At 70.3% G+C, this 18,508-nt stretch carries 11 protein-coding genes and 1 pseudogene; 8 read left to right on the top strand and 4 right to left on the bottom strand.

Translation table 11 applies throughout. From position 1 onward, the window contains the following. The 6 genes from ACIPEK_RS16880 to ACIPEK_RS16855 form a co-directional block, all read left to right on the top strand. The coding region (locus ACIPEK_RS16880; RefSeq protein ID WP_401996370.1) for an amino acid adenylation domain-containing protein at nt 1–4,981 on the top strand (4,981 nt) is incomplete at its 5' end. A gap of 50 nt (nt 4,982–5,031) precedes the next feature. After that, a complete protein-coding gene (locus ACIPEK_RS16875; RefSeq protein WP_401996367.1) occupies nt 5,032–6,831 on the top strand; it encodes a carbamoyltransferase in 1,800 nt (599 codons plus the stop codon). Beyond that, nucleotides 6,824–10,174, top strand: coding sequence for an amino acid adenylation domain-containing protein (locus tag ACIPEK_RS16870; protein WP_401996364.1), 3,351 nt, complete (start codon nt 6,824–6,826; stop codon nt 10,172–10,174). The genes ACIPEK_RS16875 and ACIPEK_RS16870 overlap by 8 nt, the downstream gene beginning before the upstream one ends. Beyond that, on the top strand, nt 10,171–11,667 hold the full coding sequence (locus ACIPEK_RS16865) for an amino acid adenylation domain-containing protein (protein WP_401996361.1): 1,497 nt from the start codon (nt 10,171–10,173) through the stop codon (nt 11,665–11,667). Before ACIPEK_RS16870 ends, ACIPEK_RS16865 begins: the two co-directional genes overlap by 4 nt. Before the next feature lie 88 nt (nt 11,668–11,755). Next, the gene (locus ACIPEK_RS16860) at nt 11,756–11,962 is read left to right on the top strand and encodes an MbtH family NRPS accessory protein (protein WP_093897039.1); all 207 of its coding nucleotides are present in this window, start codon (nt 11,756–11,758) and stop codon (nt 11,960–11,962) included. An 88-nt stretch (nt 11,963–12,050) separates the two neighbouring features. Then, nucleotides 12,051–13,337, top strand: coding sequence for an MFS transporter (locus tag ACIPEK_RS16855; RefSeq protein ID WP_401996358.1), 1,287 nt, complete (start codon nt 12,051–12,053; stop codon nt 13,335–13,337). Between the two features lie 127 nt (nt 13,338–13,464). On the opposite strand, the gene ACIPEK_RS16850 is transcribed toward ACIPEK_RS16855, so the two are convergent. From ACIPEK_RS16850 to ACIPEK_RS16840, 3 genes are all read right to left on the bottom strand, one after another. Then, entirely contained in the window at nt 13,465–13,653 is a 189-nt protein-coding gene (locus ACIPEK_RS16850) for a ferredoxin (RefSeq protein WP_093897037.1), read from the bottom strand. Between the two features lie 31 nt (nt 13,654–13,684). Continuing rightward, on the bottom strand, nt 13,685–14,881 hold the full coding sequence (locus ACIPEK_RS16845; protein WP_401996355.1) for a cytochrome P450: 1,197 nt from the start codon (nt 14,879–14,881) through the stop codon (nt 13,685–13,687). A gap of 437 nt (nt 14,882–15,318) precedes the next feature. Then, a complete protein-coding gene (locus ACIPEK_RS16840) occupies nt 15,319–16,848 on the bottom strand; it encodes a class I adenylate-forming enzyme family protein (RefSeq protein ID WP_401996352.1) in 1,530 nt (509 codons plus the stop codon). Between the two features lie 177 nt (nt 16,849–17,025). On the opposite strand from ACIPEK_RS16840, the gene ACIPEK_RS16835 reads away from it, so the two are divergent. Continuing rightward, nucleotides 17,026–17,646, top strand: a complete 621-nt coding sequence (locus ACIPEK_RS16835) for a TetR/AcrR family transcriptional regulator (protein ID WP_401996349.1) — start codon at nt 17,026–17,028, stop codon at nt 17,644–17,646. A 167-nt stretch (nt 17,647–17,813) separates the two neighbouring features. Continuing rightward, nucleotides 17,814–18,113, top strand: a complete 300-nt coding sequence (locus ACIPEK_RS16830) for a PAS domain-containing protein (RefSeq protein WP_401996410.1) — start codon at nt 17,814–17,816, stop codon at nt 18,111–18,113. Here ACIPEK_RS16830 and ACIPEK_RS16825 read toward each other — a convergent pair. Beyond that, nucleotides 18,005–18,454: pseudogene (locus ACIPEK_RS16825) on the bottom strand (phosphotransferase); the annotation flags it as partial. The gene ACIPEK_RS16830 and the pseudogene ACIPEK_RS16825 sit on opposite strands and share 109 nt — an antisense overlap. Nucleotides 18,455–18,508 lie beyond the last annotated feature (54 nt).

Here is an 18,508-nt window from a genome sequence, read left to right as displayed (position 1 = left end):
AACCACCGTCCACGTCACCACCAACGACATCGACGAACACCAACTGGACAACGGCACCACCAGGATCGGGCGGGCCCTCCCGGACCTCCGACTCCATGTCCTCGACCCGTACGGGAACCCCACCCCGATCGGTGTGGTCGGAGAACTCCACATCGGCGGCGCGGGCCTGGCACGTGGCTACACCGGTCAACCCGCCCTCACCGCACAACGATTCGTACCGGATCACCTGACGCCGACCCCCGGTGCCCGGCTCTACCGCAGTGGGGACCTCGCCCGCTGGACGACCGGCGGCGAACTGGAGTACCTCGGCCGGGCCGACGCACAGGTCAAGATCCGCGGCTACCGCATCGAACTGGGAGAGATCGAGGACCAGTTGGCCCGGCTGGACTCGGTCCTGCAGGCCGTTGTCGTCGTCCGGGACGATCTTGAGGACCGTACGGATCTGGTGGCCTATCTCGTGCCGGGACCGGACATCGACCGGCCCACCACCAGCGAGCTCCGCGACGCCCTCGCCGGACATCTCCCCGACTACATGATCCCGAGGAACTTCGTCCTCCTCGACGCCCTCCCGCTCACTCCGCAGGGCAAGCTCAACCACCGGGCTCTGCCCGCTCCGACGAGCGAACGCCCTGAACTGGCATCCGCGTTCACCGCTCCGCTGCCCGGGGCGGAGGAGCTGCTCGCGGGGATCTGGAGCCACGTTCTCGGCGTCGACCGCATCGGCCGGCACGACAACTTCTTCGACCTCGGCGGCGACTCCATCCGCAGCATCCAGATACTCGGCCGAGCCCGCGACAACGGACTCACCTTCCACCTCCAAGACCTCTTCCACCACCCCACACTCGCCGACCTCGCCACCACCACAGCCACAACACAACCCACCACCACACCGCCCACCACCACCCAGCCCTTCTCCCTCCTCACACCCCACGACCGCAACCAACTCCCCGGCCACCTCGACGACGCCTATCCCATGGCCGAACTCCAAGTCGGCATGGTCTACGAAATGCAACGCGACCCCGACCGCAACCCCTATCTGAACGTCGAGAACCTTCCGGTCGCCGGCCCGTTCGACGCTCCGGTCTTCCGGCGGGCTCTCGCGCTGGTGGTGAAGCGGCATCCCATTCTGCGTACGTCATTGGCGCCGGCCGGGTACAGCAAGCCGCTCCAACTGGTGCACACGGACGCCGATGTGCAGCTGACGGTGCTGGATCTGCGAGGTCTGGGGGACGACGCGCAGCGCACGGCTCTACGGGAGTGCGTCCGAACCGAGCGGGCGAAGGTGTTCGACATCGGTGCGGCGCCGTTGTGCCGGATGACGGTCCATGTGCTGTCCGACGACGCCTTCCAGTGGACCGTCACCGACCACCACGCCATCCTCGACGGCTGGAGCCTCGCCTCCACCCTCGCCGAAATCATCGACACCTACCACACCCTCCTCGACGGCAGCACTCCATCACTCCCGCCCCTCCGCTCCACCTACCGCGACTACATCGCAGCCGAACACAACGCACTCACCAACCCCGAACACACCACCTACTGGCACAACCTCCTCACCGACCGCCCCGACACCCGCCTCCCGCGCGATTCGGCCGTGCTGTCCGAAGAGCCGGGTTACCGCAGCGTCGCCACGCATCTGCCCCCGCAGCTCCTCGCCGCGCTGGAGCACGGTGCCGCGCAGGCCGGTGTTCCGCTCAAGGCAGTGCTGTTGGCCGCCCATCTGCGTGCGTTGAGCCTGGCGACGGGGAGCCCGGATATCATCACCGGGCTGACGGCCAATGGGCGGCTGGAGGAGACCGACGGGGCCGAGGTGCGGGGGCTCTTCCTCAACACCGTGCCGTTCCGGCTCCGTCTGCCGGAGGGCAGTTGGGCCGATCTGGCGCGGGCCGTGTTCGACGCCGAGCGCGAGATGCTGCCGCACCGCAGGTATCCGATGGCCGCGCTCCGGCGCGAGCTGGGTGGTGCACCACTCTTCGAGGTCAACTTCACCTACAACAGTTTTCCGCAGTTCGGTGCGCTCGCCGAGGCGGGTGCGCTGGCCAAGGAGGGACCGGGCAACGACGTCCCTGGCGTGGCCCCCACGAGCTTCCCGTTCAGCGTCACGCTCAGCCGGGAATCGGTGCTCGGCGGGATGTGGCTGGAGCTGGAGTACGACACCGCGGAGCTGTCGGCCGACCAGGTCACCCGGCTGCGCGACTACCACCTGCGGGCGCTGGAAGCGGTGGCGGCGGACATCGGAGCAGACGCGTACGGGGCGCCGTTGCTGAGCGAGGCCGAGCAGGCGCTGCTCGACATGCTGAACTACACGACGGACGCCCGGGCGGCCGGCAGGGTTCCGGTGCACGAGCTGCTGCGGCGGCAGGCCGCCCGTACCCCGGACTCGCTCGCGATCGAGGACGGCGAGACACGGATCAGCTTCGCCCGGCTGGACGCGGACAGCGATCGCCTCGCCCGGCGGCTGCGTCGGGACGGGGTACGTCACGGCGATCTCGTCGGCATCTTCCTGCGGCCCGGATCGGCCGCGCTGACCACCTTCTGGGCGGTGTGGAAGGCGGGGGCCGCGTTCGTCCCGCTCGATCCCGGGCTGCCGGAACACCGCCTGCGCTCGATGCTGGATCAGGCCCGGCCCGTTGTGCTGATCACCGACGATCCGGAGGCCGCCCCGAACGGTCACCGACTGTTCGATCTTTCGGCCGTCACGCACGACGCAGGGCAGGAGGAGACCGGTACCCGGTCCGGGGACGGCCCGGACAGTGCCGCGCTGCCGTCCGTGAGCGCCCGCGACCTGGCCTATGTGATGTTCACGTCCGGCACCACCGGCGGTCCCAAGGGCGTCATGATCGAGCACGGCAGCCTTGCCGCCTACGCGGTGGGGACGCCGCTGGCACGCACCCGTTCGCTGGGCGCCGAGAAGCCGCTGCGGGTGGTGACCGGTACATCGGCGTACATCTCCGACTTCCTGCTGGCCCAGGTTCTCCTGGTGCTCGACGGTCACACGCTGTGTGTGCTGAGCAAGGAGCAGCGGCGTGACCCTGGGCATCTCGTCGCCCGCGCACGTGATCGCGAGCGGGCCGTGGACGTCATCGACACGACCACTGTCCAGCTTCAACTTCTGGTCGAGCACGGACTGTTGGAAGCGCCGTGGCCACCCAAGCTGCTCGTCTTCGGCGGCGAGGCGTGCCCACCCGATCTGTGGGCGGCGCTGGGCGAGCGGTCCGGCGTGCGGGCGTTCAACAGTTACGGGCCGGCGGAGGCGACGGTCGAGGCGACCGTGGCACAGGTGACAGGTGACGGCGGGCCCGTCATCGGCCGGCCCTGCGCCAACACCCGGATCCATCTTCTGGACGCCGCAGGGCGTGAGGTGCCGCCCGGCACCGCGGGTGAGATCTGCGTCGGCGGCGCCGGGGTGGGCCGGGGCTACCTCGGCCGGCCCGGGGTCACGGCCGAGCGTTTCGTGCCGGACCCCTGGGGCCCAGCGGGCAGTCGTCTCTACCGTACGGGTGATGTCGGCCGTCTCACCGACTCCGGCGATCTTGAGTTCCTGGGGCGGGTGGATCACCAGCTGAAGGTGCTCGGCGAGCGCGTCGAGCCGGAGGAGGTCGAGGCCGTGTTGCGCGCCCATCCGGGCGTGGCCGGCGCGATCGTCGGCCGCCATCCGGACCACGAGGGGCTGCTGGCGAACGTCGTACCGGCCCAGGGCGGCGCCCCGGACCAGCGGGAACTGCGACGGCATGCCGCCTCGCGGCTGTCATCGGCAGCGGTTCCGGCGCACTTCGTCGTGGTCGACGCGTTGCCGCTCACCCCGGCCGGAAAGCTGGACCGTGGCGCCCTGCTGACCGCCGGCCCCGGCTCGGGTCCCGAAGGAATCGGAACGTCTGAAGGAATCAGGGGCCCGGGCGAACCGGGCCGTGGCGCGGCGGAGTCGGCGTTCTCCCGGACGGAGCGGCGCGTCGCCGAGGTGTGGCACAGGCTCCTCGGCCTTCGTGCCGGCCGGCAGGACGACTTCTTCGCGATCGGTGGGCACAGTCTGCTGGCCGTACGGCTCGCGGGTGAGCTGGGCGCCGCTTTCGGCACCACGGTTCCGCTGCCGCAGCTGTACAGCACTCCCACGCTGGCGGGTCAGGCGGCGTACCTCGACGACGCCCGGCACACGCGGGAGGGCAGGGGCCGAAGCGGCGGCCCGCGCAGCGTCATCGGCCTCGGCGGCTCTCCCGGGCTCCAGCCGCTGGTGCTGGTGCATCCGCTCGGCGGCACACTCTTCTGCTACCGGGATCTGACGGCCCGGATCTCGGGGTCCTTCGAGGTCCTGGGGGTCCAGGGGGACCTGATGGGCGGCGGGGACACGGCGGACTTCGCATCGCTGGCGTCGGGTTACGCCCGTGAACTGGCGCCCCTGCTCCGGGGGCGACGGCCCGTGATCGCGGGCTGGTCGGCCGGCGGTGTGCTGGCGCACGAGGTCGCCTCACGGCTGACGGACCGGGGCGTCGTGGCCGATCGTGTCGTCATCATCGACGCCGCTCCCCAGCAGGGGCCGGACACGGCGGCGGACGCGGCGGCGCTGGAGCGGCTGCGTACCGATGTGGCACGGCTGGGACCGCGCCGGCTCCTGGCGGAGCACGCCATCGACGACGTGCTGCGGCTGCTCGGCGTGGACGCGGAGGCACTGGCGGAGCTGAACGGGCCCGTCACCGCGTCACTCATGCAGTTCTGGCAGGGGATGCTGTCCGGCCTGGCCGGACACCGGCCCTCCCCCTACCCGGGCCCCGTGCACCTCGTGGTGTCCCGCCGGGGTGAAGAGGCGGCCGTGCGTGCCGCGGTCACCGGATGGGAGCGGTTCGCCGGGACGCTGCGTGTCTCGTACGCCGACGGCGACCACTACCAGCTCATGCGGGAGCCCTGGATCGGGGACGTGGCCAAGGTGTTCGCCGGCCCGGACGATCCGACCGATCAGACCGACGGGGGCGTGTCCGGCCGGTCCTGATCCGCCGTACACATCCGAATCCGGCTGGACCCTTTCGAAAGGAACTCGACGTGCTGGTGCTCGGTGTCAGCGGACTCGACCGATCGTTGTCCGTCAAGAAGAACATGCTGCCCGGTCTGGACTGGCGGGAACAGCGTGTGGTGCAGGGCCTCGACTCGGCCGCGGCCCTGGTCGGGGAACAGGGCGTGATCTCCGCCTCTGCGCAGGAGCGGCACGACGGGGTGAAGGGCACGGGCGCGTTCCCCGTCGACGCGGTCGAGGCGTGCCTGCGGATGGCCGGAGTGACGCTGGACGACGTCGACTTCGTCGCGCACGGCTTCCGGTACGAGCCGTCCGTCGCGTTCGAGCGCGACGAGTTCGCCCGGCGCTGGTACCGGGAGGTGTACAGCGAGGAGGTGCAGTACGAGGTGTTGCGCGCGCACTATCCGGACCAGGACTGGGAGCGCAAGTTCGTCCGGGTGGGCCACCATGTCGCCCATGCCGCCAGCAGCTACTACCTGAGCGGGTTCCCCGACGCGACGGTTCTGGTGGCCGACGGTATGGGCGAGGCCGAGTCCACCTCGGTCCTGCGGGGCAGCGGTGACGCGTTGCGCGGTGTGCGCAGCTACTCCATATCCGCGTCGCTGGGCATCCTCTACAGCGTCGTCACCCAGTACCTGGGGTTCCTGCCGGGTATGGACGAGTACAAGGTGATGGGTCTGGCGCCCTACGGGGATGCGAGCCGGTACGCGAGTGTGGCCGACGAGCTGGTGCGCAGGGCTCCGGGCGGACGGCTGCTGGTTCCCGTCCTGGCGCACGACAAGTCGCCGACGGAGCGCGAGACGCACCGGGGGGCCATCCGGCGGCTGGAGGAGCTGTTCGGTCCGGCCCGGCATCCGGAGGCACCGCTCGACCAGCGGCACATGGATGTCGCGGCGACCGTTCAGCGCAAGCTGGAGGAGAGCCTGCTGTATGTCCTGCGCGAGACGGCCGATGGCGCGGGCGGCTCCCGCAATCTGTGCATGGCGGGTGGTGTCGCGCTGAACTGCACGGCCAACGGTGTGATCGCCCGCAGCGGTCTGTTCGACCGGGTGTTCGTGCAGCCGGCGTCGGGGGACGACGGTACGGCCCTCGGCGCGGCTCTGTGGCAGCTCCAGCAGCACGTACCGGCGCCGCCGGCCCCGATGACGATGCCGTACTGGGGCGAGGAGTTCGACGACGCCGACATCGAGGCGCAGCTGCGTGGACTGGGTGCCGGGTTCACCGTACGGAAGCTGTCCGAGGACGAGCTGCTGGCCGAGGTGTCGTCGCTGATCGGCGCGGGGAAGGTCGTCTCCTGGTTCCAGGGGCGGATGGAATTCGGCCCGCGTGCGCTGGGCAACCGGAGCATCCTCGCGGACCCGGCATCGCCCGGTATGCGTGCCCATCTGAACACCGTCGTGAAGCAGCGTGAGGAGTTCCGGCCGTTCGCGCCGGCCGTCCTGGCGGAGGAGGCGACCACCTACTTCGAGATCGAGCCGGGGCAGGAGTCGATGTACCGTCACATGCTGTTCGTGGCGCAGGTGCGGTCCGAGTACCGCGACAAGCTGCCGTCGATCACACATGTCGACGGCTCTGCCCGCGTGCAGACCGTCGACCGGGAGAGCGCCCCGAGGTTCTGGAGCCTGATCCGCCGGATCGGTGACGACCGGGGCATCCCGATGGTGGTCAACACTTCGTTCAATCTGCGCGGCCAGCCGATCGTGCGGACGCCGGACGTCGCGGTCGCCACGTATGCCCGCTCGACGCTGGACGCGCTGGCGATCGGCGACTGGCTGGTGACCCGTGACCAGCCGTCGGCCGCCGGGACCGCAGGTGCGACCGATGAGTGAGCGGCCCGCCCCCGCCGGGGCACGTTCCGTGGCGGAGCTCCGTGAGGCCGTCGCCGCGATCTGGCGCGATGCCCTCGGTCTGGACGACATCCGCGACGACTGCAACTTCTTCGACGAGGGCGGCGACTCCGTCCTCTCCGTGGAGGTGGCGATCTCGCTGCGCGAACTCACCGGCCAGGAGCTCGAACTGGACGTCCTCTACGAATACCCGGAATTCGGCGCACTGTCGGCGGCGTTGAGCGCAGGCCCCGAGGGGGGAGGGCCGGAGACGAGGGAGCTGACCCCCGCCGAGGAACGGCTGTGGACCGCCGAACAGCTCCACCCGGGGAGCGCCGTCTACCATCTCGCCGTCCGCTACCGCTTCCCCGGCGGTCTCGACGTCATCAGGCTGCGCGCCGCGCTCGACACGCTGGCGGCCCGGCACGAGGCGCTGCGGCGCGGCTTCGTGAAGCCCGCGCTCTCACTGACCGCGCGGAAGGTCTCCGTGGCCTGCCGGTGGGTGGACGCGCGGGGCGTGCCGGACGGGAGTGTGCGCGAACTCGTCGACACCGACGTGCGCACACCGTTCGACCTCGGCCGACCCCCGCTGTTGCGGGCCCTCGTCGTGGACCGGGGCGACGCCGGCAGTGAACTGGTCCTGACCGTGCACCACTTGGTGTGTGACGGGGTCTCGCTGGACCTCCTCGAAACACAGCTCCAGCGTCTCTACGAGGACGGCTCGGGCTCAGAGGACACGAAGTGGGAGCGGGAATCCGCCGGCCGGCAGGCGGTGTCCGTACGGCCCCGGGATGCCGGGGCGGCGCTGAACCACTGGCGGACGATGCTCGCCGGCTGCCCCGGGGCGCTGTCCCTGCCGCACGATCTGCCCCGTCCGGTGCGGCCCGGTGTCGGGGGCTCCGCCCATCGCATCGTGCTCACGGACGAGCAGGTGTCGACGATCCTGTCGTCGGCCGAGGAGGAGCGGCTCAGTCCGTTCATGGCGTGGGTGGCAGCCTATGTGACCGGCCTGGTCGCGGTGACGGGCGACCGGGATCTGGTGCTCGCCGTGCCGGCCTCGTCCCGGGGTCCCGCCCAGGCGGGCGAGGTCGGCATGTTCGTCGACACGCTGCCGCTGCGGTTCACCGTCCGGCCTGGGGCCACGGCCCGTGATGTGGTGCGGTTGGTACGTCGTGTGGTGACCGGTGCCCTGGCCCATCAGCAGGTGCCGTTCCAGACGCTCGTCGAGGAGGTGCGCTCCGGCGCCGACCGTTCGCGGGCCCCGCTGGCTCAGACCGCCCTCACCTACATGGACACCACACGGTCCGGGCTGCGGTGGGACGGTCACAGCGCCGAGCGTGAGCAAATCGGCACGGGCACCGCGAAGTACGAGGTGCTGTGGCTGGTCACGCGGACCGGTCGCGGAACGGTCTGTGAACTGGAGTACTCCACGGACCTGTTCACCGACGAGGCGGCGGCCGCCCTGCACCGACGCATGGTGGCGGCCGTCGGCGACGCCTTCGCACAGCCGGACGCCCCTCTGCCGGAGTGCGGTACGGACGCGCTCGACGGGTTCGTACCGATCCACGAAAGGGTGCACCGCCGGGCCGTGGAACACCCCGGCGCGGTGGCGGTGCGACACGGGCGGACGACGCTGACGTACGGGGAGCTGGACCGGCGGGCGAGCGTGCTGGCCGCCGGGCTCCGGACGGCCGGGATCGGCCGCGGCGCGGTGGTGGCCGTGCCCATGGAGCGCGGCATCGCGTCGGTCACCACATGCCTCGGCATCCTGTACGCGGGCGCCGCCTACCTGCCGGTGGACATCGCTCAGCCGGCCGAGCGCACCCGGCACATCGTGCGGACCGCGGCGACGGCTGCCGTCGTCACGGACGACGCGGCGGCCGAACTGCTCGCGGATGTGGTGCCCGCCCACCTGCTGGAGAAGCTGCTCGTCACCGGCGAGGCCCCGGTGGCCCCGGCGGCGGTGACCGGCGCCGACGTTGCCTACGTGATCTGCACCTCGGGCTCGACCGGCCGTCCCAAGGCGGTGGTGGTGCCGCACCGTGCCGTCGTACGACTCGTGCCGGACGCGGACTTCGTGACATTCGGCCCCGCCGACCGGGTCGCGCATGTGTCCAATCCCGCCTTCGACGCGGCGACGCTGGAGATCTGGGGAGCGCTGGCCGGCGGCGGCACCCTCGTCGTCGCGGACCGGGACGTCCTGCTGTCACCGCGGCGGATGCGTTCCTTCCTCACCGACGAGCGCATCTCCGTCATGTTCCTCACCGTGACGCTCCTCAACCAGATGGTGGACTTCGCACCGGACGCCTTCCGGGATCTTCGGGTGCTGCTCTTCGGCGGGGAGAAGCACGATGCACGCAGGCTGGGGAAGCTGTTCGCGGCCGCCCCGCCCGCCACTGTGGTGAACGGCTACGGCCCCACCGAGAACACGACGTTCAGCACCACCCACGAAGTGAGCGCCGAGGATCTCGCCAAGGGCGTGGTCCCCCTCGGCCGCCCGCTCCCGCGCAGCACGGCGTACGTGCTCGACGCATCCGGGCAGCGGGTCGGGGCCGGCGGAACCGGGGAACTGTACGTGGGCGGCGAAGGGCTCGCCCACGGCTACCTCGACGCCCCCGCGCAGACCGCCGCAGCCTTCGTCCCCGACCCGTTCGCCGGGCGTCCCGGACAGCGGCTCTACCGCACGGGCGACCAGGTGCGGGTCCTGCCCGGTGAACAGTACGAGTACGTGGGGCGGCTCGACGACCAGGTGAAGGTGCGCGGCCACCGCGTCGAACTCGCCGAGATCGAGGCGGCGGTACGGAGGCAGAACGGGGTGGCCGACGCCGTCGTGCACGCACGTCCGACGGACGACGGCATCGAGATCACCGCCTTCGTGGCACCGGACACCGCCGGGGACGGGCCTCAGGCGGCCCTGGACGTCACCGTGCTCGGGGACGGACTGCGCAGCGAACTGCCGCAGTACATGCTGCCGACGGTGATCGTCGTCGACCGCATCCCCGTCACCGCCAATGGAAAAGCGGACCGCGAGGCACTCCTGTCGGCGTCGGCCGAGGCCGGGGCAGGTGGTTGCGCTCCTGCGGAATCCACCGATCCGGCGCAGGACGGCGACCCGGTCGACGGCACGGTCACCGCGCTCTGGCGGGAGGTGCTCGGCACCGGGAGCGCCCGGCCGGAGGACAACTTCCTTAACGCGGGCGGACATTCCATCAAAGCCATGCGGCTGCTGGCCCTCCTCGGCGAGGAGCTGGACGTCACGATCGATCTGGTCGACTTCTTCGAGAATCCCACCCTGCGCGGGCTCACCACCCTCGTACGGCAAGAGCTGACGGGAGGCGGGCTGTGAACTCCGCTCCTTCTCTGGGCCGCTTCCTGCACTGGGCTCAGGTCCAGCCGGACGCCGTGGCGATCGTCGACGAGAGCGGCGAACTGAGCTACGCGGCACTGGAGTCCGCCGCCCGCGCCCGTGCGGCCAGGCTGTCGGCTGACGGGGTGCGCCCCGGTACGCGGGTCGCCGTCGAGTGCGGGTACGGCACCGACTACGTGGTCGCCCTGCTCGCGACCTGGTTGCTGGACGCGGTGGCGGTGCCGCTCGATCCGGCCGCGCCGGCCGAACGCCGCCGCCACCAGGTCCGACAGGCGGGCTGCGAGGCGGCCGTTCCCTTTCCGTACGCCGACGGCATCGTCCGCGCCGCCGTCGCCGACGTGGTCTCCGGTCGGGCGACCGGGACCGCCGGCCCGCCGGACCCGGGCGAGCCTGCCGCGTACATCCTGTTCACCTCGGGCTCCACCGGGCTCCCCAAGGGGGTGGAGATCGAGCACACCGGGCTGCTCACCATGCTGGACCACTTCTCCGGCGCCATGGGGCTGGGGCCGGGCGACCGGATGCTCGCGCACAGCAGCATCGTCTTCGACATGTCGGTGCCGGAGATGCTGGTGCCGCTGACGAGCGGCGGCACGATCGCCGTCGCTCCGTCGCGGTGTGCGCGCAACCCGGAGTTCTTCGCGAAATGGCTGCTCACCCAGGAGCCCGGCGCCGCGTACGCCACACCCAGTCAGCTGCGCCTGCTGCTTCCCTTTCTGGCCGGTGCGCGGGCCTTCACCCACCTGGTCAGCGCCGGGGAGGCGCTGCCCGCCGCGCTGGCCGAGGAGTTGGACGGGGTCGTCGGTACCTTGTGGAACGGGTACGGCCCCACCGAGACGACCGTCTGCGGCCTGTGCACCGAGGTCCGTCCCCCCTATCGGGACCCGTTGCCGATAGGCGTACCGATCACCGGTCTGCGCGCCCAGGTGCTGGACGGGTCGCGGCAGCCCGTGCCCGAGGGTGAGGTCGGTGAACTCTGCCTCTACGGGGTCGGCGTGGCGCGCCGCTACGTCGGTGAGCCCGGCCTCACCGCCCGGTCCTTCACCACCGGTCCCGACGGCTCCCGTGCCTATCTGACCGGTGACATGGTGCGGATCGGTGCCGACGGGCAGTTCTTCTTCCACGGGCGGATCGACGACCAGGTGAAGATCCGGGGACACCGGGTCGAGCTGGGCGAGATCGAGTCGGTCGCCGAGCGCACCCCAGGCATCTCGCAGGCGGTCGCCCTGCTCACCGAAGCGCTGCGTGGGCGGGCCGAGTTGCATCTCGCCGTGGTGTGCCGGGCCGGGGACGGCGAACCCGTCGGCCCGGGGCCCGCCGAGGCCGCGCTGCGCGAACGCCTGCGGCGGGACCTGCCGGTCCACATGCGGCCCGGACGCCTGTTGTTCTTCGACGAACTGCCACGCAACGCCTCGGGGAAGACCGACCGCAACGGGGTGCGGCGGATCGTCGAGGAGCGCCTGAGACGTCCCTGAGCAAGGCACGCGCACACCGTCACCGTTCGTGCGCCCGAACAGATCCTTCCAGTCGATTCAACCGTCAGTGACGAAAGGCAGCGGACTCATGAGCGAGCAGACGACCGGCACCCGGTACAGCGTGGTCCACAACGACGAGGAGCAGTACAGCCTCTGGGCCGAAGGGCGGCCGCTCCCGGCCGGCTGGCACCGCACGGACTTCAGCGGCGGGCGCGAGGAGTGCCTGGCCCACATCGACGCGGTCTGGACGGACATGCGCCCCAGGAGCCTGCGGGTGGCCATGGGCGAGAACTGAGAGCTCACCGACCGAGGGCCGGGGAGGGAACCCGTCGTCGCACGGGTGCCTTCCCCGGTCGTATCCCAGCCAGCAGTGGAGGTCAGCCGTGTGGGCGCTTCTTCGCCGCAATGCGCAGTTCCGTCGGATGTTCGCCGGCGAGGCGGTCTCCAGCTTCGGGGACAGCGCCATGTTTCTGTCACTCGCCATCTGGGCGAAGGACCTCACCGGCTCGAACGCCGCCGCCGGTCTGGTCATGCTGGCACTCACCGTGCCGGGCCTGTCCGCGCCCTTGCTGGGGCACCTTGTGGACCGGGTGCATCGCAAGCCGCTGCTGGTCAGGATGTACGGCGGCATGGCGGTTCTCGTACTGTCGCTGCTGGCCGTCCGGGGCTCCGGCCAGTTGTGGATCATCTATGTGGTCGCCCTCGCCTACGGGGTGCTGGTCTCCACCCCCGCCCGCCAGGCGCTGCTGAAGGACCTGTTGCCGTCGTCCGACGCCGTCCAGGCCAGGTCGCTCCTCATCGCCACCAGGGAGGGCGTGCGCATCGCCTCCCCGGTGGCCGGAGCCGGGGTGTACGTGGCCTTCGGCGGCGTCGCGCTGGCTGTGCTGGGAGCGCTGACGCTGAGCGCGGCCGCGCTGCTGATCGGTTCGGTCAAGGTGGTCGAGTCGGAACCGGATCCCGTCGAGGAGTCCTTCGGCACCTCCCTCGCCGCCGGCCTGCGGTATCTGCGCGGCACACCGCTGCTGTTCCGGTTGACGCTGGCGATGGTCGTCTTCCTCGGCGGCATCGGCATGCTGGAGACCGCGGCCTTCGCCGCCGTCGATCACGGCCTGGGCCGCCCGGCGGCGTTCATCGGGGTCATGGCGTCCATCCAGGGCGCCGGTTCAGCGCTCGGCGGTCTGATCTCCGGGACAGTGATACGGCGTCTGGGTGACGTCGGTACCAGCTGCGTCGGCTACGGGCTCGTCGCGCTGGGGCTGCTGCTGTGCATCTCACGCGATGTGGCGCTCTTCCTCGTCGGGACGACACTCATCGGTGCGGGCCTGCCGTTCGTGGCCGTGGTGCTGGGCGCGGCGGTGCACCTGTACGCACCGGCCCGGATGCAGGGTCGTGTCAACGCCACGGTCAACACCGCGAAGGACGGAGCGCAGACCCTGTCGCTCACGGCGGGCGCGGCGCTGATCGGGGTGCTGGACTACCGGGTCATGTACCTGGTGATGACAGTGACCACGGTGGCGTGCGCGGTCAGTCTGCTGGTCCGCTCGATTCCCGCTGCGCAGGTGGTGCCGTCGGTGGCGGACGCCCCGGCCGACGAGGGGCCCGCACGGGGCGCGGCCCCCGCGCGTGAGCAGGACAGCGCCGCACCCGCGGGCGAACCGCGGGTGGGGTGAGCCCCGCCGCCCGGGCCCGCAGAACGAGCCGCGCCGAGCGCGGCAGGAACTGCGGCAGGGACTGCGGCAGGGGACTGCGGCAGGGGACTGGCTTCAGCAGCCCTGGCCGGGCTGCTCCGCCGCTCCCTTATTCCACCGTGATCGCTTGCACCGGGCAGACGCGGGCGGCTTCCTTGACCATCGGGTCATCCACATCCTCCTCGTGACCCGGCAGCAGTTCGCTGAAGCCGTCGTCGTCCTGTGTGAAGACCTTCGGCGCGGTCAGCGCGCACTGGCCGGCACCAATGCACACATCCCTGTCGATACTGATCCGCATCACCAATGCATCCTTTCCAGGAGGGGTCCGGTCACCACGCCACGGGCAGTTCGAGCATGCCCTGGATCGTGTCGCCGGGCTTGAACGGGATCTCGTCGACGGGTGCCGCCAGCCTCAGCTCCGGCAGTCGGTCGAAGAGGGTGCGCAGTGCGATCTCCAGCTCGGCCCGCGCGAGATTCTGGCCGAGGCACTGATGGACCCCGAAGCCGAAGGCGACATGGTGGCGCGACTCCCGGCCGAGGTCCAGTTCGTCCGGCGCCGGGTATGCGGCTTCGTCCCGGTTGATCACCGAAGTGGACAGTACGACACCTTCACCTGCCCGGATGGTCACCCCACCCAGCTCGATGTCCTCCGTCGCCACCCGTGAGATGCCGTCGGCGATGGACAGGAATCGCAGCAACTCCTCGACCGCGGCGGGCATCAGATCCTCGGACGTGCGCAACCGGTCCAGCTGGTCCGGATACTGAAGAAGAGTGAACGTACCCAGCGAGATCATGTTCGCGGTCGTCTCGTGGCCCGCTACCAGCAGGATCTCGGCCAGCTGGACCAGTTCGTCGCGACTGATGGCCCCGGTGTCGAGCTGCTGGGTGATGAGCTCGTCGAGCAATCCCTCGCCCGGGTGGGACCGCTTGCGTTCGATCAGCGACCGGAAGTACTCGTCGAGCGCCGCCCGCGCGGCCTCGATATCCGCAGCCCCGGGACCGCGCAGCAACCTGCGCGACTGGGACTCGAAGAATTCGTGGTCGGCGTACGGAACGCCGAGAAGCGCACAGATCACCATTGAAGGAACGGGCAGCGCGAAGGCGCTCACCAGATCGGTGGGCGGGCCCTGCTCGATCATGGCGTCCAGCAGCCGGTCCACGGTCTCCTGGATCTTCGGCCGCAATGCGGCGGTCCGCTTCACGGAGAAGCTCGGGATCAGCATCCGGCGCTGCGCGTTGTGCTCGGGGTCGTCGACGCCGATCAGTTCGATACGCCGTCTGGTGCTCCGGGCCACCCGCTCGGTGAACACCGGGAACGCGGGGTTCTCCCGGTCGGCCGACAGTCGCCGGTCGACCAGCAGCGCACGCGCCTCGGCATGCCCGGTCACCAGCCACACCCGGCGGCCGTCGAAGAGTCTGGCGGGAGACAGCGGCCTTTGCCCGTCGTTCTGTGGCCGGTACTCCGTCGGCGGGTGGTACGGGCAGGTTCGGTCCTGCGGGAAGGAGACGGTCTCGGTGTCTGCCATGGCGGGCCTCGCAATGAGGACGTAGGGGTTCCTACCGGTCTCCCCCACTAGATGCCTCAGTCACCTAATTAGTCTACGCAATGTTCGGCCAACTCGCAGGGTGTGCGGCCCCTCGGAAGCGTAACGCCGCGACCCGCGTCCCGCCCCGCGAGCCACCGGCGGACACGGCCGCGCGGAACGGCAGCCCCGGCGACTACTCAGTCCCGCGCGGCCCCCGTACCGTGCTCGTGTCAGCCGAGCCCGGTGGCGAAGATGTGCAGGTCAAGGCTGCGAGGAAGCGTCACGCTCTTGATCCGCCCGCCCTCCGGGAAACCGGGGCGGCGAGGGTGCCGCGTACCACGACGCCGACAGGGGCGACCGGGAATCCGGGCATGGCGGCCACGGGGCTCCCGCCGAGATTTGCCGCCCCACGGCATCGGTGCGTGCTGCGCACATGCTCAGGAGCGTGCCAGGTCGGCCCGCAGAACTGGCTTGGTCACCTTGCCCGAGGGGGTACGCGGCAAAGCTGTGCGCAGGACGAGTTCGCGTGGGATCTTGTAGCGGGCCATCAGTGGTGTCATCCAGGTGCGCAGGCCGTCCAGGGTCAGTTCTGCACCGTCGCGCAGTACGACGACGGCGACGACGGTCTCGCCCCACTGCGGGTGCGGCCGGCCGATGACCGCGACGTCGACGATGTCCGGGTGTCCGCGCAGGACCGCCTCCACCTCCTGCGAGGCGACGTTCTCACCACCGGTGGTGATCACGTCCTGGATACGGTCCACCAGGGTCACGAACCCGTCGGTGTCGATACGGCCCAGGTCGCCGGTGCGGTACCAGTCCCCTGAGAAGACCCTCCCGGTGGCTTCCTCGTCGTCCAGATATCCCACCATGCGGGTGTCCGAACGCAGCCAGATCTCACCGGTCTCGCCGGCAGCTGCGTCCTTTCCCTCGACGGTGACGACGCGCAGGTCGACGCCGGGCATGCCGCCCCGGCCGATGGAACCGGCCTTGCTGATCTGTTCGGCGGGCGACAGCGAGGAACCGACGGGGCCCATCTCGCTCATTCCATAGACCTGGTGGAAGTTCGTGCTCCGGTAGGCGCTCATCAGCGTGCGGGCGGAGTCGGCGTCCAGGGGACCGCCGCCGTACACCCACGCCCGCACGGAGTGCAGGTCGAACTCCTTGAAGTCCGGCACCGCCCGTAGCGGTGCCAGAAACGCGACGGGGGCTCCGAACACCGAAGTCACCCGCTCCTTCTGCATGATCTCCAGCATTCCCCGGGGTTCGTACTCACGCTGGAGAACCACGGTGCCGGCCATGAGGACTGTGCCCATCGTCCAGTTGTTCAGTGGCGATGCGTGCCAGATCGGCATGCAGATCAGGAAGCGCTCGTCGGGTCGCAGCGGCAGGGTCGCCGCGGTGTAGGTGGCGGTGAGGGCGATGCCGCGGTGCGTGTGCACGCACCCCTTCGCCCTGCCGGACGTGCCGGAGGTGTAGAGGATCTGAGCGATGCCGGTGTCTGTCGTCCGGGCGCCGTCCCACTCCGCGGCCCGCTCGATCAGCGATTCGAAGGAAGGCACGTCGGACTCTCCTGCTCCCCGTTCTTCGTCCGGTCGGCTGATCAGCCATTGGACCTCGGCCGCGGCGTCGGTTGCGCGGGCACCGATGGCCTCGTCCACGACGGCCAGCCGGGCGCCGCAGTGCTTCAGGAGCCGCTCCACCTCGGAGGTCTGGAGTTTGTGATTGACGGGCACCAGGGTGGCGCCGGCGTGCCAGGCGCCGAAGGCGGCGAGGAGGAAGGCAGGCGTGTTGTACGTCATCACCGCCAGCCGGTCACCGGGTTTCAGCCCCTCATCCCTCAGCACACGAGCGGCCCGCCGGACAGCAGCGGCCAGCTCCCGATAGGTCAACCGCTGGTCACGGTAGACGACGGCTTCCTTGTCGCCGGCCTTGCGGACCGCGCTGTCCAGCATGGCACTGAGGTGCATTCCGGGCTCCTGATCGCATGCGGAAGTGTGAGGGTGGTGCTGCCGCACCGAAGATATGAATCCCTGTTCGGAGCATGCATCATCGGAGGCCCATTCGTACAGGGCCGCTTCCCGAAGGAGAGCCACGAGGCGGCAGGGAGGGTGACAGAAAGATCCGAACAATGGTCCACTTCTTTCATGGCCTACCGCAAAACCCCCGCAGTGCAGGACCGGCTCGCCGCCGCGAAGGACCGCCTCATCCAGTGCGCCACATCCGTCGTCGCCGACGTGGGCTGGGCGAATGCCTCCGTCACCGCGGTCGCCGCCGCTGCCGGAATGTCGGTCGGGTCCGTCTACCAGCACTTCCCCTCGAAGGGTGCCCTGGCCGTCGAAGTCTTCCGGCGCGCCTCGGCACGCGAGGTCGAGGTGCTCGGAGAAGTGCTCCGGGACGGCAGCGGCGACGCGGCGGAACGACTCGCGTGCGGAGTCCGCGTCTTCGCCCGCCGCGCCCTGCAACATCCGGGACTGGCCTACGCCCTGCTCGCGGCCCCGGCCGAGCCCTCGCTGGGTGAGGCCCGTTCGGAATTCCGGCGCCGCTATCGCGCAGTGTTCACCGATGTGGTTCGCGAGGGCGTCGCCGCCGGATTGTTCCCCCAACAGGATCCCGAGGTCACGGCCGCCGCGCTGACCGGCGCGATCGGAGAGGTGTTGGTGGACCCGTTGTCCGCTCCCACCGGCGACGCGGCCGATCATCTGGTGGCCGAGCTGATGGCGATGTCACTGCGCTGCGCAGGCGCTCCCTCGGCCACCACCGGCTGAATGCGCCCTCCCCGACCGGCAGCGGATGGCGGATCAGGGCGGGCGCGGACGCCACGTGCTTCGTGGATCGGCGAGAACACCTCGAGCACCGGAAGGCCGGCACGGAACCCGTGACACCCCGGATCGATTAGAGGGGATTGTTCGCAGCCACGCCCAGTCCGTACCTCGTGCTGGACCCCGACTTGGTGATCGTGGATGTCAACGAGGCCTATCTGCGGGCGGCCGGCCGGAGCAGGCAGGACCTGATCGGGCAGCACCTCTTCGATGCCTTTCCGGACGATCCGGCGGACCCCGACGCGGACGACGTGCAAAACCTGGGTCCCTCGCTGCGCAGGGTCCTCGGCTCGAAAAAGCCGGAGCCCCAGGCGAACCCCGCCAGGTGCAGCCGGACCAGCAGTACGGCGAGTGCGTCCATGAGCCGGTGCACCGTGGTCGGGCGCATTCTCGTCTCGAACATCGAGCGATAGGGCAGGGACCCGTTGAGGTGACGGGTGATCAGCACCGGCTCCAGCGGTTCCCCGTCGCTGCCGGTGCGCCCGGTAACCACCGCGAGTGGGTCCACCGCGGGTATCCCGAGCCGGGCGAGGGTACGCAGCAGCTCGTACTCGCGCACCGCCGGCCGCTCGGCGAGCTCCTTGACCGCCACCACGTCGGCCCCCGCTCGGGCATGACGCACGACGTGGCGGGAGATACCGTGCGGCAGCGTCACCAGATGCTTCTCCGTCCACTCTTCGAGCGGCAGGTGCCAGGGCAGTTCAAGAAGGAGGGCGGGGTGCTCGGGGCTGGTGGCGCCGAACTGCAAAGCCATCGGGTCGCCTCGCTCGTACGGTGACGGGAACACCAGTGTGACGTGGCCGGTCGC

Origin of the sequence: Streptomyces sp. NPDC088246, assembly GCF_044741025.1 — a bacterium.
GTDB lineage: Bacteria > Actinomycetota > Actinomycetes > Streptomycetales > Streptomycetaceae > Streptomyces.
This window is presented reverse-complemented; position numbering and strand designations above follow the sequence as displayed.